Below are 16388 nucleotides of genomic sequence, written 5' to 3' on the forward strand. Positions count from 1 at the left end.
CCGGCCGGGCGACCCGCGCCGTCAGAGGCGGAACGATTTCACCAGCGTGAGTTCGCCCAGGGCGCGCAAGGGGATGACGAATTCTTCCCTCCGCTCGCGCCCGGTGTTTTCGTTGAAGATCAGGGTCACGCGCGTGGTGATGATCGGCCGTTGGCGCGTGGAGGCGTCGAAGTGGTAGCCCTCGCTGCCGAAGTTGCCCCAGTAATTCACCCAGACCTGGTAGGCGCCGCGCATCGGCGCGGTCATGGTGAACATTTCCGGACCGGGGCCGTCGACGCTGTCCACGTCCAGGCCGCCGCCGTTGGTGAGCGCCGGGTGCATCCAGTAGGCGTGCTGGCCGTCCGGCGTGACCACGTGCAGGTCGATCTCGGCCTGGTTGTCGTCCCAGGCGGCGATCACGCGCAGCACCGGCTGCGGGCGGCTGCTGTCGGCCTCGTAATACTGCACGCGCTTGACCGCCTTGCCGCTCGGCGAGCGGATCTCGACGCTGTTGGAGCCGCGCCCGAACGTGTAGCCGCGCGCGAAGCGGCCCTCGTCGTCGGTGTACAGCGGGGTCGGGTTGCCGTTCACCACCAGCGTGTGGAACGGGCGCTGCTTGCCGGCCGCGGCCAGGCGGCCGCGGATCATGGTGCGGTTGCGCTGCACGCCGCGGTCGATCAGCGCATACGGATAGTTGACCGCCGGCTCTTCCGAGCGGTCGACCAGGCCGGCGCGGTTCCAGCCGCCGGCGGGCGTCTCGAGGGTCTGGCTGGCCGCCGGCAGCAGCGCCGCGAGGCCGAGCAGGGCGGCGGAAAGGGTACGCATCAGCATGGTCAAGGATCCTGGAGAGGCGGGCGCCGGCACGACGCGGGACAGGGTGAGCGAGCTCTCCTTCAGCGTGCCGTGATATTGGCTGTATGTCAATGGACGCGTGGTCTCGCCTGGATCCGGCGTTCGACCAGCGTCCCCGTGCCGGTGACGTGGTCGATGGCCTCGAGCAGCGCATTGATACGCTCGGCCGGGACGCTGCCGCCGAAGCAGCCGGTATACAATTCCACGCTTTTATTGCGTTTTCCCCGTCCCCGGTTCACATGCAGAACGAGTGTCGACTGATCGGTCATCACCGACGCGCAACCGTCGGCCTCATCCACGTAGCGGTCGCGCATGTCGTCGATGTGCGCTTCGCGCAGGGCGTGCGCGATCCGCACCAGGCTGGCCCGGTCGATACGGAACTCTTCGGTACCGCCCGTTTGGGCGAAGATCGGGCCGGAATGACGCACCCGTCCATCGGAAAAAATCCTGACTTCGAACACCGGGCAGTCGAATATGCAGCCCCGGTTGTCCACGGAAAGGGTCTCGAAGTCCGTGAAGGGTTCCGGCGATGTATGTCCGGGCAGGCCGGAGTCCGAACAAACGAACAACAGCAACGCCACGGCGACGCCGACCCATGTGCGATTCATTTGCATGGCCGTGGTGCAGACAGCGCGTCGAAGTCCGCCTGGCTCATCATGGCAGGCATCGGTTCCTCGATGCGGCGGCCGTTTGCGTCGAAGCGCCACGGCTTGGGCGGACGTTCGTTGGGACAGGCCGGCACCGCAGCCGGCAGCGACGCCGCCAGGGCGAACAGGCGCTCACGCAGCGGCTCGCGCACCACGTTCGCATCGATCCACAGCTGGATGTCGCGCCGCCCCTGCACCCAGGACAGGTGCGAGACGGCCGCGCCCGACGGCGCTTCCATCACGAACAGCCGCGCCGCCAGCCCGTTGACACGCTCCGGCTCGTCCTTCGGGTCGCGCCACGAACTGACGCCGTCGGCGGACATGTCGTGTTCCTGCAATGTCAGCACATGTCCGTCCGGCAGGCGGAAGCCGCGATAGACGATCGACGCCACGTCGCCGACGGTTTCGACGCGCCCGCCGAGCGGCTCGAACCGGGCGAACGGCGTATGCGTAAGATCGATCGGCTGGAACGCCAGCTTGCGGGTCACGCTCTCGATCGGCCGGAATGACATCTCGAAACGTCCGAGATCGCCCGGGCACACGCGCTCGTAACCATTCCTGCGCGTCTCGATATCGTGGGCGGCCGCGTTGCGTGAGCGGTCGACGTTGCACCGGTAGACCGTCACGCCGGTATGGACGAGCGTGACGCACGCCGCGGCGACCGCGAGCCCGCCGCCGATGAGCAGCCGCCGCCGCGCGGGAGAAGAGGCGACCGTGGAAGGCGGCTGCTGCAGGAGGATGCCGATACGCCGGCACAGCCAGGCCAGTCCCAGCGGCAGCGCCGCCATCGTGGCGATGTTCAGCAGCGCGGCGACCACCGGCGCATGCATCCACAGGATGGCGCCGAATGCATACACCAGGGCCGCCAGCAAGATCAGGATGTTGGCGGCGTGCCCGATCGCGCGCAGCAGGATGCCGACACGCCTCCTCGTCCGGCCGTGTTCGCGCTCAGGCATTCGCACCGCCCGTGCGGATCATCGAATAGCGGTGAATATCGTCGCGACGCCGCCAGCCGCGCCGCGTCCAGTAGCGGTTGGCGGCGTCGTTGCTGGTGAAGACATCGATGTGGGTCTTGCCGATGCCGAGCGCGGCCAGGCCGTCCAGGCAGCGCCCGACCAGCGCGTCGGCGATGCCGCGGCCGCGGTAGTCCGGCGCCACGATCACGTGCTGCAGGTAGCCGCGCCGGCCGTCGTGGCCGCACAGGGCACAGCCGATCACCCGGCCGGCGTCGATGGCCAGGAAGCTCAGGCCCGGGTTGCGCGCCAGGTAGCGTGCGGTCGTCTCGCGCGCGTCGGCGTCGCGGATCGAGACGCCGGGCGTGGCGCGCATCAGCGCCATCACGTCGTCGTAGCGGTCGATGCCGTAGACCAGGATTTCCATATAAATCGTTTTCGCTTTGCGGTGCGGCGGTGATCGAAGCCGACCATTATAGAACGCTCGCCATGCCGAAACGGCATGCAGGAGGGCCCGCCACCGCTGACGAACCTGAAAAAACTTTGCCGTTCCGTGATGTTTGGTGAGTATTTACGCGCATTGCCAATTTTATAATCTGGGCGCGAAACGGCACGCATGAATGCCGGATATACACCGACCACTACGCACATGAATAAAAAAATCCTCGTTGCCGCGCTCCTGTCCGCGGCCTTCGGCGCCGCACAGGCGCAAACCGCCGTCGTCGAACCTTCGCCGGCCCGCTTCCTGGTGGGCATGGGCCTGAGCGGCGGCGGCGACAAGCTCGTCAGCGCCCGCTATACCGACGGCGACACCGTCAACCTGCATGGCGGCGGCCTGATCTACTTCACCGCCGGCGTCGACTACCGCTTCACGCCCGAGTTCTCGCTGCAGGGTACGGTCAACTACCATGTGGACCAGGCCAATGCCAGGAACGGCGACATCAAGTTCCAGCGCTTTCCGGTCGAACTGATCGGCTACTACCATCCGAACCCGTCCTGGCGCGTGGGCGGCGGCGTGCGCTATGCGGCCAGCCCGAAACTGAGCAGCAGCGGCGTGGCCTCCGGCCTGGACGCGAAGTTCGACGACGCCACCAGCGCCGTGGTGGAAGCGGAATACTTCAGCAGCCCGAACGTCGGCTTCAAGCTGCGCTACGTGAACGAAAAATACAAGTCGCGCGGTTTCGAGGACGTCGACGGCAGCCATGTGGGTATCTCGGCCAACTACTACTTCTGAGTTTTCCATGGCGCCTGCCGGTGCGGTCCGACCGGCAGGCACATCGATTCGTGTCGACCGAAAAGGGAGAAGCACTGGATGTTCAAGGAAGCCATATTGGTCGTCGCCGCTTCGGCCGGCATGCTCGACGCCGCCGCGGCGCAGCCGACAGGCGACCAAGGATTGCAGAAATTGCTGGAGCGCGGGCGCAGCATCCGCAACATGACGGTATGCAGTGACTTGAAACGCGCCGACGAATCCGGCCCGCGCGACGCCAAGGACCTGGCGTTCGTGCAGGACGGCGCGATGGCGAACGAACCTGCCTGCCTGATCCTGCTCGGACGCTGGAGCGAGCGTGGGCAGGGCGTGCCGAAAGATGCTGCACAAGCCAGGACGCTGTACGAGCGCGCCGCGCCGCTGGACCCCATGGGGCACGCAGCGCTGGGACGGATGGCCGAGCAGGGTGTCGGCGCACCGGTGTCGTATGCGCAGGCTTGGGACCAGTACAGCCAGGCGGCTGCGAACAACGATGCCGGCAGTCTGGTGGCGCTGGGACGCATGGCGGAACACGGCTTGGGCCGCGCCCCGAGCGAGCGCGAAGCCGTCGACTACTACCGCCGCGCTGCGCGCCGCTGGAACGAGCAGGGTTGGCTGGAACTGGATCGCATCCAGTCGGCGCGTGCTGTCATGACGGACAGCGAAGCGAAGCTGGAGCAATCGCGTTGGCGTTCCCTCCTCGGCACTCGGGTGGCAGACGTCGGTGAAAGAACGGGCGCCACCTCGTCGTTCAAGGACTTTCCCTACGAAGTGATCTTGCGCTTTGCATTCCGGCGCGGCGAGCATGCACCGCTCTGGGTCCGCGTCGCATCGCCGTCCAAGGATCCCGCCTTCGACCAGGCATTGCAGCAGGCAGCGGCAAGTGTACGAATGCCGCCAGCGCCGGTTTTCAGCAAGGACACATCGTACGAGGTAGAGCTGCCCATGCGTTTCAAGCAGGACAAGGACGAACCGGGCGATGCAGGGAAAAAAACCAGGTAGGACGTCCGCCAGCGAGGGCGGACGCTTGGCAGCGCATCGCACCCTTGCCCTTACAAGCATGACATCTGCCCCACACCATGCCACAAGTGTCGTTACATTGCCCCCCGCCATAGGGCAACCTGCGTATTCACACTGCAGAATTCCCCCGTTTTACGCATCAAACCATCTAGCCAGCAGCGCATTTTTCGCGCATATTACCGGGTTCGCGCGTTCGCTTGAGCGCAGATCATTGTAATTACGGGAAGATCGCGCAATTTTCCACCCCGTTTTTGGAAAACCAACCATGCTGCTGAACCTGGTCCGCGTCGCGCTGCGCCGTCCCTATACTTTCGTCGTGCTGGCGCTGGTGCTGCTCATCATCGGGCCGCTGGCGGCGCTGCGCACGCCGACCGACATCTTCCCCGAGATCCGCATGCCGGTGATCGCAGTGGCCTGGCAGTACACCGGCCTGCCGTCGGACCAGATGGCCGGGCGCATCTCGACGCTGTTCCAGCGCAGCCTGACCACCACCGTCAACGACATCGAGCACATCGAGGCCAACACCTACGCCGGCATCAGCGTCATCAAGATTTTCTTCCAGCCGGGCGTCGACATCGCCGTGGCCAACGCCCAGGTGACGGCGATCGCGCAGTCGGCGGTGCGCCAGATGCCGGCCGGGATCACGCCGCCGCTGATCCTCAACTACAACGCCGCCACCGTGCCGATCCTGCAGCTGGCGCTGTCGGGCAAGGGCCTGTCCGAGCAGCAGCTGTTCGACCTCGGCTTGAACACGCTGCGCACGCCGCTGGTGACGGTGCCGGGCGCGGCGATCCCGCTGCCGTACGGCGGCAAGCAGCGGCAGGTGCAGATCGACGTCAAGCCGGAGGCGCTGGCGGCGCGCGGCCTGTCGGCGCAGGACATCGCCAACGCGCTGGCGGCGCAGAACGTGCTGACGCCGGTCGGCACGCAGAAGATCGGCAGCCTGGAATACACGATCCAGCTGAACAACGCGCCCGCGGCCATCGAGGAGCTGGGCCGTTTGCCGATCAAGTTCGTGAATGGCGCCACCGTGTACATGCGCGACGTCGCCGACGTCCACGACGGCAATGCGCCGCAGACCAACGTGGTGCACGTCGACGGCGGCCGCTCGGTGCTGATGTCGGTACTGAAGAACGGTTCCGCCTCCACGCTGGCGATCGTCGACGGCGTGCGCGCGCGCCTGGCGGCGATGCAGGCCGGCCTGCCGGAGGCGCTGAAAGTGGTGCCGATCAACGACCAGTCGGTGTTCGTGCGCGCCGCCATCAAGGGCGTGGCGCTGGAAGGCGCGATCGCCGCGCTGCTGACCAGCGTGATGATCCTGCTGTTCCTGGGCAGCTGGCGCTCCACCGTGATCATCGCGGTGTCGATCCCGCTGTCGATCCTCGGTTCCATCATCGCGCTGGCCGCGACCGGCGAGACGCTCAACCTGATGACGCTGGGCGGGCTGGCGCTGGCGGTCGGCATCCTGGTCGACGACGCCACCGTCACCATCGAGAACATCAACTGGCACCTGGAGCAGGGCAAGGCGGTGGAGCCGGCCATCCTCGACGGCGCCCAGCAGATCGTGGCGCCGGCGCTGGTCTCGCTGCTGTGCATCTGCATCGTGTTCATCCCGATGTTCTTCCTCGAAGGCGTGGCCGGCTTCCTGTTCGTGCCGATGGCGAAAGCGGTGGTGTTCGCGCTGGTGTGCTCGTTCATCCTGTCGCGCACGCTGGTGCCGACCATGGCCAACTGGCTGCTGCGCGCCCACTCGCCCGTCGAGGAACACCACGCCGTCCCCACCAATCCGCTGCAGCGCTTCCAGCGCGGCTTCGAGGCGCGCTTCGAGCGCATCCGCGGGCGCTACCATGGCATGCTGGAGCGCGCGATCGCCGGGCGCAAGCTGTTCCTGCCGGCGTTCGCGGCCGTGGTGGCGCTGTCGTTCCTGCTGGTGCCTTTCCTGGGCAGTAACTTCTTCCCCGCGGTCGATTCCGGCCAGGTGCTGATCCATGCGCGCGTGCCGGTCGGCACCCGCATCGAAGAGACGGCGGCGCGCTTCGCCGCCATCGAAAAGGCGATCCGCGGCGTGATCCCGGCGCGCGAGATCGTCACCATGGTCGACAACATCGGCATGCCGTCCTCGAGCATCAACGTCACCTACAACAACACCGGCACCATGGGTTCGCAGGACGGCGATTTCCAGATCGCCCTGGGCGAGGAACACGCGCCGACCGCGGAATACGTGCGCAGGCTGCGCGAGGCGCTCCCGCGCCAATTCCCGGACACGACCTTCTCGTTCCCGCCGGCCGACATCGTCAGCCAGATCCTGAACTTCGGCTCGCCGGCGCCGATCGACGTGCAGGTGCGCGGACGCGACCTGGACGGCGACTACCGCTACGCCCAGCTGCTCCTGAAGCGCATCCGCGCGATTCCCGGCGTGGCCGACGCCCGCATCCAGCAATCGAACCGTTCGCCGGTGTTCAACGTCGACATCGACCGCACCCAGGCCGGCCTGCTGGGCCTGTCGACGCGCGACGTCACCAACAGCATGGTGGTCAACCTGGCCGGCAGCAGCCAGGTGGCGCCGACCTACTGGCTCAACCCGGCCAGCGGCGTGACCTACCCGATCGTGATGCAGACCCCGCAGCACCAGCTCGATTCGCTGTCGGCGCTGGGCGAACTCCCGGTGGGCAACGGCAGCACGGCCAACGCCGCCACGCTGGGCGCCATCGCGCGCTTCCAGCGCACCAACGGCAGCGCGCTGGTCAGCCAGTACGACGTGGCGCCGATGGTGCAGATCCACGCCACCACGCAAGACCGCGACCTGGGCAGCGTGGCCGCCGAGATTCGTAAGGTACTGGCCGATACCCGTGCCCAGGCGCCGAAAGGCGCCACCGTCGAGATGCTGGGCCAGGTGCGCACCATGGAGCGCGCCTTTTCCGGCCTGCTGTTCGGCCTCCTGGGCGCGGTCGGCCTGATCTACCTGCTGATCGTGGTGAACTTCCAGTCCTGGCTAGATCCGGCCGTGATCGTGGCGGCGCTGCCGGCGGCGCTGGCCGGCATCGTCTGGATGCTGTTCGCCACCCACACCACGCTGTCGGTGCCGGCGCTGACCGGCGCCATCATGTGCATGGGCGTGGCCACCGCCAACAGCGTGCTGGTGATCAGCTTTGCGCGCGAGCGCCTGCTCGAACTGGGCGATTCCGCCGCCGCGGCGCTGGAAGCCGGCTTCGTGCGCTTCCGCCCGGTCCTGATGACGGCGCTGGCCATGATCATCGGCATGCTGCCGATGGCGCTCGGCCTGGGCGAGGGCGGCGAGCAGAACGCGCCGCTCGGCCGCGCCGTGATCGGCGGCCTGGTGTTCTCGACCTTCGCGACGCTGGTGTTCGTCCCCGTCGTCTTCAGCCTGGTCCACGGCCGCGCCAAGCGCCATGCCGCGGGCACCGGCGTTCCACCCCAATCCGGAGTACCGATCCATGCCAACTAAATCCTCGCGTCCGCTGCTGCTCGGCGCCATCGCCATCCTGCTCGCCGGCGGCGTGGTCGCCGGCGGCCTGTACTCGCGCCACAGCCAGGGCCGACAACTGAAGGAAGGCGCGGCCGAGCGTTCGGTGCCGACGGTCAGCCTGGTGGCGATGCAGGATGCCCCGTCCAGCGGCCTGGAACTGCCGGCGCGCATCGAAGCCTGGGCGCGCGCCCCGATCTACGCCCGCGTCAGCGGCTACCTAGCGGGCTGGAACGTCGATATCGGCGCCCCGGTCAAGGCCGGCCAGGTGCTGGCGCGCATCGATACCCCGGACCTGGACCAGGACCTGAAGGGCGCGCAGGCCCAGCTGGCGGTGGCGCGCACCGGCCTCACCCTGGCCGAGGGCACCGCCAAGCGCTGGCAGAACCTGGTGGCGCAGAACGCCGTCTCGCGCCAGGAAGCCGATGAGAAGCAGAACGATTTCATGTCGCGCCAGTCGAGCGTGCAGGCGCTGCAGGCCAGCGTCGAGCGCCAGCAGGCATTGAAGCGCTATACGGCGCTGACGGCGCCGTTCGACGGCGTGGTCACCGCGCGCAATACCGACGTCGGCGCCTTGGTGAGCGTAGGCGGCGCCGCCGGCAGCGAGCTGTTCGTGGTGTCCGACCTGCGCCGCCTGCGCGTGTACGTGCAGGTGCCGCAGCGCCAGGTGGCGTTGGTGAAGCCCGGCACCAGGGCCGAGGTCAGCGTGCCGGAACGTCCCGGCCGGACCTGGGCCGCGACGGTGCAGTCGCAGTCCCAGGCGATCAGCGCCGGTTCCGGGACCATGCTGGTGCAGCTGGCGGTCGACAACCCCAAGGGCGAACTGCTGCCCGGCGCCTTCGCCAACGTGCGCTTCGACGTGGCGGCGCCGGCCGACGTGGTGACCGTGCCGCCGGGCGCGCTCATCCTCGGCAAGGACGGCGTGCGCGTGGCCACGCTGGACGCCGGCAACCGGGTGCGCATCAGGCAGGTGCGCATCGGGCGCGACATGGGCAACGCGGTGGAGCTGGGCGGCGGGGTGGGGCGCGCCGACCGCATCATCGACAGTCCGCCGGACGGCATCGCCGAAGGGGATTTGGTGCGGGTGGCGCAGGCGGCGCCAGCGGGGCGCAAGGCGGGGTGAGGGTGCGGATCAGAAAAGCCGCAGGCTGGCGCCGATGTACAACAGCAGCGGCACCAGCAGGACGATGCATACGAGCCACCTGACGATCCTGGCGACAGGGGCGTGCACGCCGGCATGGCGCCGCACCAGCACGGCCGACCACGCCGAGCTCGCGCCGCTCACCACCAGCGCCAGCACATAGCCGAAGAACAGGACGCCCATCATCAGGAATGCGTCCGAACCACCCGTCTGGCCGGGATGCCGGCGCGCGTACGATATGATCGCGGCTACCCAGCAGAGTCCGATCGTCGCAAGCCGCGCGCCCATCCCCGCCGGAATGGCATCCCATGCGCCGGGCAGCGGGTCGAGCACGCGGCGCTCGGCCCAGACCGGATCGGGAATGTCGACACGCACGAGGTAGCGATTGAACGGCAGGCCGCCGCTGCGGAGGGTGTGGACGGTTTCCAGGGTCGCCAGCGCGATGTTTTCGGCACAGTACAGGACCGGCGTGCCCTTGCTGTTCCAGCGTCCGCCGGTGATCTTCGCACCCGTGCCCGTCAAATCGTCGGCTGCATACGATGGCGCCTCGACGGCGATGCGCCAGGCCGCGACGGTCACGCGTACGCTCCGCTCTGGCTCGTCGCCAGCAAGTCCGCGACCAGCTTTTGCCCTTCGAACGTATCCATGTAGCTTGCCGGCGTCTGGCCCCCGAGTGCGGGAAGCGGCCTGGCAAGCCAGTCCGACCCCCAGCGCGCCGCATCGAAGCCGGCCGGGTCGCCCGACTGCTCGACCATCGTCTGCACCAGGCCGATCAAGGCTTCCACACCCAGCACCCGTTCCGATTCGTCCCTGGACAGCACGGCGGCATCCCGTTCCTTGCGGCTGATCGTCGCACGCGACAAACCGAGACTCGACAGCAGGCTGTCCTTGCTCATCCCCATGCGGACCGACAGCCGGCCGACCGCCGCCGCTGGCGGGTTCCGGGGCGCGTCCGGCAAGCTCGTGCGGCATCTGCTAGACTGGCCGGGCCGGCGTGCGCGGCTTCATCCGGCGCGCGCGGCATCGACCGTTCGGAACGGCGCGGCCTGCATCGGCAGCCGGCGCCGTCCGGTTCCATCACCATCAGCAAGAGAATCCAACATGGAAATCAAAGCCTACGCGGCCCAGTCCGCGACGAGCGCGCTCGCGCCCACCACCGTCCCGCGCCGTGAAGTCGGCGACAACGACGTCGCCATCGACATCCTGCATTGCGGCGTCTGCCACTCCGACCTGCACGCCGCGCGCGGCGAGTGGCCGGGCATGCGCTATCCGCTGGTGCCGGGCCACGAGATCGTCGGCCGCGTCAGCGCGGTCGGCGCCGGCGTCACCAAGCACGAGGTCGGCGACATCGTCGGCGTCGGCTGCATGGTCGACAGCTGCCGCCACTGCCACCCCTGCGAAGAAGACCTGGAACAGTATTGCGAAGGCCCGCACGGCTTCAAGCAGACCTACAACGGCTGGCTCGACGGCAGCGGCGACAACAGCTACGGCGGCTACTCGGCCGGCGTGACGGTCGACCAGCATTTCGTCCTCAAGATCTCGCACCAGGCCGGCGACCTGGCCGCGGTGGCGCCGCTGCTGTGCGCCGGCATCACCACCTGGTCGCCGCTGCGCCATTGGAACGCGGGTCCCGGCAAGAAGGTTGGCGTGGTCGGCATCGGCGGCCTGGGCCACATGGGCATCAAGCTGGCGCATGCGCTGGGTGCGCACGTGGTGGCGTTCACCACCTCGCCATCGAAGATCGCCGATGCGCGCGCGCTGGGCGCCGACGAGCTCGTGGTCTCGCGCAATCCGGAAGAGATGGCCGCGCACGCCAGCAGCTTCGACTTCATCCTCAACACGGTCGCGGCGCCGCACAACCTGGATGCCTTTTTGACCCTGCTGAAGCGCGAAGGCACCATGACCATGGTCGGCGTGCCGGAGAATCCGCACCCGTCGCCGAGCGTCGCCAACCTGATCTTCAAGCGCCGCCACCTGGCGGGTTCTCTGATCGGCGGCATCGCCGAGACCCAGGAAATGCTGGATTTCTGCGCCGAGCACGGCATCACCGCCGACATCGAGCCGATCGCCATGCAGGACATCGAAACCGCCTTCGAGCGCATGCAGAAGAGCGACGTCAAGTACCGCTTCGTGATCGACATGGCGACGCTGTAAGGCTTGCGCTATCCTGTCGGGGCGCCCGCGCCGGGCGTTACCGACAGGAGCCGGCAGCATGTTCACTTCGCAATACGTCAGCCGCGTCACGCTGTTGCGCGAGCGGGTGCCGTCCTTCGATCACTACCCGTTCTCGCTTCCGGCGATCCGTCCGCTGCGGCACCTCGACCTGCATCCCCGCATCACCTTCGTCATCGGCGAAAACGGTTCCGGCAAGTCGACGCTGCTGGAAGCGATCGCCGTCTCGCTCGGCTTCAACGCCGAAGGCGGCTCGAAGAACTTCCGCTTCGGCACGCGCCACTCCCACTCGATCCTGCACCGATACCTGCGCGTGGCGCGCGGCATCCGCACGCCGCGCGACGGCTACTTCCTGCGCGCGGAAAGCTTCTTCAACGTCGGCACCGAGATCGAGAAACTCGACGAGGGCCCGGGCGGCCCGCCGATCATCGATTCCTATGGCGGCCGTTCGCTGCACGAACAGTCGCACGGCGAATCGTTCATGGCGCTGGTCGACCGGCGCTTCGGCGGCAAGGGCCTGTACCTGCTGGACGAGCCGGAGGCGGCGTTGTCGCCGCAGCGCCAGCTGGCGCTGCTGTCGCGCATGCACGACCTGATCCTCGACGATTCCCAGTTCATCATCGCCACCCACTCGCCGATCCTGATGGCCTACCCCGGCGCCCTGATTTACCAGTGCGGGGCGGGCGGCGTCGAGCGCGTTGCCTACGAGGACACCGAGCACGTGCAAGTGACGCGCAGCTTCCTGGCGCATCCGCAGCGCATGCTCGACGTGCTGTTCGACCGTAGCGAAGCCGACGACGGCACGCAGTCTTCCTAGTTCCATTCATGTGCGTGACAAAGCGCGTCTTTTCAAAAGTTAAATTTTGTTAAACTGGCATGTTCTGGACCGGCGGATCGATGTGCGTGCCGCCGGGATGGCGGTGGCGTCGGCGCATCCGGTGCCTGTCGAATTCGTGAAGGATCATCATGAAGCATCTTGCAGGGTGGTTGGCGGCGTGGTTGGCCGTATCTTGCCTGGCGGCGGCGTGCAGTACCGGCGAAGGGCCGCCGCTGGGCGATTTCCCGGCGATCGAGAAAATCGCGACCGACCAGCCGTTCACCCTCACCGCACCCGGTTCGCGCAGCCCTGCCGCCTTTACCTACACCAGCAGCAACGCGGCGGTGGCGACCATTGACGGCGCCACCGTCACCATCAAGGGCGTCGGCACCAGCACCATCACCGCGTCCCAGGAGCGCATCGGCAGCTACGGGCCGACCGCCAAGTCGACCACGCTGACCGTGACCCTGACTCCCGTGGCGTGCCCCGCCGGCCAGGCGCGCGTGAACGGCAGCTGCCAGGCGGTTCCGGCCTGCGTCAGCCCGGCCAAGCTGGACCAGGCCAGGAACCAGTGCATCGCGCCTGGCTCGTCCGGGGATACGGTTACGGTCTTGTCCACCGGCTTGACCTGGCGCGGCGTCACCGATGCCGATACCTGGACCAATGCGCGCGATTTCTTTACCGGCTCGGTGATCGACAGCGTGGGTGGATGGCGCCTGCCGACCCAGGCGGAACTGTCGGACTTGTACGTTTCCGGGGCATTCGCCGGCCACAAGTGGGCGCTCGGGAATACCTGGACGTCCACGCCGGGCACCACGGGGCAGGCGTCCAGCCATGTCGTCGTGGCGCTCGATGCAGCGTCGACGGGGGAGCGGATAGCGTCGACGGCGCAGCGGCTGGATACCCTCGGCGCCTACGTCAGTTGCGTGCGCTGACGGGTCAATTATCCAGGTAGCGCCGGTAAAAGCGCCCGCCCAGCCGGGTCAGCACCTCGTAGCCGATGGTGCCCGCCTGCTGCGCGACCGCATCCACCTGCTGGTGCGGGCCCAGCAGCTCGACCGGCCGGCCCGCCATCAGCAAGGCTTCCGGCACGCCGGTCACGTCCAGCGTGATGCTGTCCATCGACACCGTGCCGGCGACCGGCACGCGCATGCCCTCGATGAAGGCGAAGCCGCGGTTGGTCAGCGCGCGCAGCCAGCCGTCCGCATAGCCGATCGACAGGGTGGCGATGCGGCGCGTGCCGTCGGCCACCCAGCGCGCGCCGTAGCCGACCGCGTCGCCGGCCTGCACGGTGCGCACCTGCACGATGCGTGCCTGCAGCGACACCGCCTGGCGCAGCGGATTCATCGCGCCCGGCTGCGGGTTGATGCCGTACAGGGCCGCGCCCGGCCGCACCAGCTCGTAGTGCCAGGATGGTCCCAGGAACACGGCCGAGGAGTTCGCCAGGCTGGCCGGCATGGCGGGAAAGCGCGCGCGCAAGGCCTCGAAGCGCGCGTGCTGGAGCGCGTTGAGCGGGTGGTCCGGCAGGTCGGCGCAGGCCAGATGGCTCATCAGCAAGCGCGGTTCGAATGCCTGCAGCCATTCGGCCGGCTCGCCGAGGGCGGCCAGGTCGGCACCGGACATGCCCATGCGCGACATGCCGCTGTCGACCTGGATCGCGGCCGGCAGGCGGCGCCCGAGCGTGGCGGCCAGCGTGCGCCACTCGCGCGCCTGGCCCGCATCGTTCAGCACCGGCACCAGGCCGTGCGCCAGGAAATCCGGCGCGGTGCCGGGCATCGGGCCGTGCAGGACATAGATGGCGCTGGCGGCCGGCACCAGCGGCCGCAGGCGCAGGGCTTCGTCCAGGTGCGCGGTGAAGAAGGTGCGGCAGCCTTCGCGCACCAGGGCCGGCGCCACCTGCGCCATGCCCAGGCCGTAGGCGTCCGCCTTGAGGACGCCGGCCACCTCGGCGCCGCCGGCGCGTGCGCGCAGCAGGCGGTAGTTGGCGCGGATTGCGCCCAGGTCGACCGTCAGCAGCGCGCCGGCGCGCGCGGCGGCCGCCAGGTCCGGCGCGCCGGCATCGTCGATGCGATCGCCCATCGTCGAGTGCGAAGTCACACCCTGGCCAGGGCAGGGCGGGCGTGCGCGCCCCGGTCGCCGGCGTAACGGAACACGGCCAGGTCGTCGGCCGGAATCGCCGGCAACCTGCCGCCCACCAGGTCGGCGATCACGCTGGCCGAGCCGCAGGCCATGGTCCAGCCGAGCGTGCCGTGGCCGGTATTCAGGAACAGGTTGCGCAGCGGCGTGGCGCCGACGATCGGGGTGCTGTCCGGCGTCATCGGACGCAGGCCGGTCCAGAACTTCGCTTGCGCCACGTCGCCGGCGCCCGGGAACAGATCGTTCACCACCAGTTCCAGCGTCTCGCGGCGGGCCGGATTCAATGCCTTGCTGTAGCCCGCGATCTCGGCCATGCCACCCACGCGGATGCGGTCGTCGAAGCGCGTCACGGCGATCTTGTAGGTCTCGTCGAGGATGGTCGACACCGGCGCGCGCGCGGCGTCGACGATCGGCACCGTGATCGAGTAGCCTTTCAACGGATACACGGGCACCTTGAACTGGTCGCGCAGCAGCAGGCGCGAATGGCTGCCCAGCGCCAGCACGTAGCGGTCGGCGCTGAAGGTGCCCTTGTCGGTCTGCACCCCGACCACTTCGCCGCCGCGCAGGTCGAGCTTGCGGATCGTGGTGTCGAACTCGAAGCGCACCCCGAGTTCCCGCGCCATCTGCGCCAGGCGGCTGGTGAACAGCTGGCAGTCGCCGGTCTCGTCGTTGGGCAGGCGCAGGCCGCCGACCAGCTTGTCGCGCACGTGGGCCAGGGCCGGTTCGGCGCGCGCCAGCTGTTCGCTGGCGAGCAGCTCGAACGGCACGCCGGCCTCCTTCAGCACCTCGATGTCCTTGGCGGCACCGTCGAACTGCTGGCGCGTGCGGAACAGCTGCAGCGTGCCCTGCTGGCGGCCCTCGTAGCCGATGCCGGTTTCCTGGCGCAGCCGGCGGATGCAATCGCGGCTGTATTCGGCCAGGCGCACCATGCGTTCCTTGTTGACGGCGTAGCGGTCGGCGGAACAGTTGCGGTACATCTCCCACATCCACTGCAGCTGGAACAGGCTGCCGTCCGGGCGGATCGCCAGCGGCGCATGGCGCTGGAACAGCCACTTGAAGGCCTTCAGCGGGATGCCCGGCGCCGCCCACGGCGAAGCATAGCCCGGCGAGATCTGGCCGGCGTTGGCGAAACTGGTCTCCAGCGCCGGACCGGGCTGGCGGTCGATCACGGTGACCTCATGGCCGGCCCGCGCCAGATAATAGGCGGTGGTGACGCCCACCACGCCGCTGCCCAGCACCAAAACGCGCGTTGCTCGCATAGCTGTTCCTGATCTTCCTGAAAATACGACGGGATTGGTAAAGATTGCCATGGTAGCGCCAGTGGAGCGATAATTGTTTCGGTTGTTATTCGACTTTTCAGTGAAAAATCATGCGCGTTCAAAAGGCGTCGAGCCGCGTACTCGACCGGATCGACCTGCACATCCTGTCCATCCTGCAGGACGACGGCCGCATCGTCATGAAGGACATGGCGGAAAAGGTGGGCTTGTCGCTCACGCCCTGCATCGAGCGGGTCAAGCGCATGGAGCGCGACGGCGTGATCGCCGGCTACCACGCGCGCATCGCGCCGCAGGCGCTCGGGCTGCAGATCCTGGTGTTCGTCGAGATCACGCTGCACCAGAAATCGGAAAAGGCCTTCGAGCGCTTCCGCCGCGCGATGCTGGCGATTCCGGAAGTGATGGAGTGCCACCTGGTGTCGGGCGATTTCGACTACCTGATCAAGGCGCGCATTCCCGAGATGACGGAATACCGCCGTCTGCTCGGCGAGATCCTGCACGTGGCGGACGGCGGGCAGTCGAAGAGCTACGTGGTGATGGAAGAGGTGAAGGAAACGCTGGCGTTGTCGGTGATGCGCTGACCAGTGGCGCCATTGCGACGTTTTCCTGTGCCCAGACGTGTTTTCGGCCCTTGTTTAGCGTGTTGCGATGAACAGCGCCAGCG

The 16388-nt window shown here is 67.9% G+C and carries 16 protein-coding genes; 8 read left to right on the top strand and 8 right to left on the bottom strand.

Features of this window, described 5'->3' with window-relative positions; all coding sequences use genetic code 11:
* Nucleotides 1-21: 21 nt before the first annotated feature.
* From HH212_RS19865 to HH212_RS19880, 4 genes are all read right to left on the bottom strand, one after another.
* On the bottom strand, nt 22-810 hold the full coding sequence (locus HH212_RS19865; protein ID WP_229217374.1) for a YfaP family protein: 789 nt from the start codon (nt 808-810) through the stop codon (nt 22-24).
* An 89-nt stretch (nt 811-899) separates the two neighbouring features.
* Entirely contained in the window at nt 900-1439 is a 540-nt protein-coding gene (locus tag HH212_RS19870) for a DUF6438 domain-containing protein (protein WP_170204082.1), read from the bottom strand.
* Nucleotides 1436-2434, bottom strand: coding sequence for a hypothetical protein (locus tag HH212_RS19875; RefSeq protein WP_170204083.1), 999 nt, complete (start codon nt 2432-2434; stop codon nt 1436-1438). The genes HH212_RS19870 and HH212_RS19875 overlap by 4 nt, the downstream gene beginning before the upstream one ends.
* Nucleotides 2427-2858, bottom strand: coding sequence for a GNAT family N-acetyltransferase (locus tag HH212_RS19880; RefSeq protein WP_170204084.1), 432 nt, complete (start codon nt 2856-2858; stop codon nt 2427-2429). The genes HH212_RS19875 and HH212_RS19880 overlap by 8 nt, the downstream gene beginning before the upstream one ends.
* Before the next feature lie 222 nt (nt 2859-3080).
* On the opposite strand from HH212_RS19880, the gene HH212_RS19885 reads away from it, so the two are divergent.
* The 4 genes from HH212_RS19885 to HH212_RS19900 all read left to right on the top strand — a co-directional run bounded on the left by HH212_RS19885 (nt 3081) and on the right by HH212_RS19900 (nt 9307).
* Nucleotides 3081-3665, top strand: a complete 585-nt coding sequence (locus tag HH212_RS19885; RefSeq protein ID WP_170204085.1) for an outer membrane beta-barrel protein — start codon at nt 3081-3083, stop codon at nt 3663-3665.
* Between the two features lie 78 nt (nt 3666-3743).
* The gene (locus HH212_RS19890; RefSeq protein ID WP_170204086.1) at nt 3744-4682 is read left to right on the top strand and encodes an SEL1-like repeat protein; all 939 of its coding nucleotides are present in this window, start codon (nt 3744-3746) and stop codon (nt 4680-4682) included.
* Nucleotides 4683-4968: 286 nt separating this feature from the next.
* Nucleotides 4969-8166 carry an efflux RND transporter permease subunit gene (locus HH212_RS19895; RefSeq protein ID WP_170205569.1) on the top strand — a complete coding sequence of 1066 codons (3198 nt, stop codon included), beginning with the start codon at nt 4969-4971 and terminating at the stop codon, nt 8164-8166.
* Nucleotides 8156-9307 carry an efflux RND transporter periplasmic adaptor subunit gene (locus HH212_RS19900; protein WP_170204087.1) on the top strand — a complete coding sequence of 384 codons (1152 nt, stop codon included), beginning with the start codon at nt 8156-8158 and terminating at the stop codon, nt 9305-9307. The genes HH212_RS19895 and HH212_RS19900 overlap by 11 nt, the downstream gene beginning before the upstream one ends.
* Nucleotides 9308-9316: 9 nt before the next feature.
* Here HH212_RS19900 and HH212_RS19905 read toward each other — a convergent pair whose 3' ends face one another.
* The gene (locus HH212_RS19905) at nt 9317-9904 is read right to left on the bottom strand and encodes an RES family NAD+ phosphorylase (RefSeq protein WP_170204088.1); all 588 of its coding nucleotides are present in this window, start codon (nt 9902-9904) and stop codon (nt 9317-9319) included.
* The gene (locus HH212_RS19910; RefSeq protein ID WP_308633217.1) at nt 9901-10284 is read right to left on the bottom strand and encodes an antitoxin Xre-like helix-turn-helix domain-containing protein; all 384 of its coding nucleotides are present in this window, start codon (nt 10282-10284) and stop codon (nt 9901-9903) included. Before HH212_RS19910 ends, HH212_RS19905 begins: the two co-directional genes overlap by 4 nt.
* Nucleotides 10285-10426: 142 nt before the next feature.
* Between HH212_RS19910 and HH212_RS19915 the strand changes: the two genes are divergently transcribed.
* The 3 genes from HH212_RS19915 (at nt 10427) to HH212_RS19925 (ending at nt 13249) form a co-directional block, all read left to right on the top strand.
* The gene (locus HH212_RS19915; protein ID WP_170204090.1) at nt 10427-11479 is read left to right on the top strand and encodes an NAD(P)-dependent alcohol dehydrogenase; all 1053 of its coding nucleotides are present in this window, start codon (nt 10427-10429) and stop codon (nt 11477-11479) included.
* A 58-nt stretch (nt 11480-11537) separates the two neighbouring features.
* On the top strand, nt 11538-12314 hold the full coding sequence (locus tag HH212_RS19920; RefSeq protein ID WP_170204091.1) for an AAA family ATPase: 777 nt from the start codon (nt 11538-11540) through the stop codon (nt 12312-12314).
* 182 nt (nt 12315-12496) lie between these two features.
* The gene (locus tag HH212_RS19925; protein ID WP_170204092.1) at nt 12497-13249 is read left to right on the top strand and encodes an immunoglobulin-like domain-containing protein; all 753 of its coding nucleotides are present in this window, start codon (nt 12497-12499) and stop codon (nt 13247-13249) included.
* A 4-nt stretch (nt 13250-13253) separates the two neighbouring features.
* Here the strand turns inward: HH212_RS19925 and alr are convergent, their stop codons facing one another.
* Nucleotides 13254-14393, bottom strand: coding sequence for an alanine racemase (gene alr, locus HH212_RS19930; RefSeq protein WP_170204093.1), 1140 nt, complete (start codon nt 14391-14393; stop codon nt 13254-13256).
* 14 nt (nt 14394-14407) lie between these two features.
* Nucleotides 14408-15709, bottom strand: coding sequence for a D-amino acid dehydrogenase (locus tag HH212_RS19935; protein WP_170204094.1), 1302 nt, complete (start codon nt 15707-15709; stop codon nt 14408-14410).
* 110 nt (nt 15710-15819) lie between these two features.
* On the opposite strand from HH212_RS19935, the gene HH212_RS19940 reads away from it, so the two are divergent.
* The gene (locus tag HH212_RS19940; RefSeq protein ID WP_170204095.1) at nt 15820-16305 is read left to right on the top strand and encodes an Lrp/AsnC ligand binding domain-containing protein; all 486 of its coding nucleotides are present in this window, start codon (nt 15820-15822) and stop codon (nt 16303-16305) included.
* Nucleotides 16306-16388: the final 83 nt, after the last annotated feature.

This window comes from Massilia forsythiae (genome assembly GCF_012849555.1).
GTDB lineage: Bacteria > Pseudomonadota > Gammaproteobacteria > Burkholderiales > Burkholderiaceae_D > Telluria > Telluria forsythiae.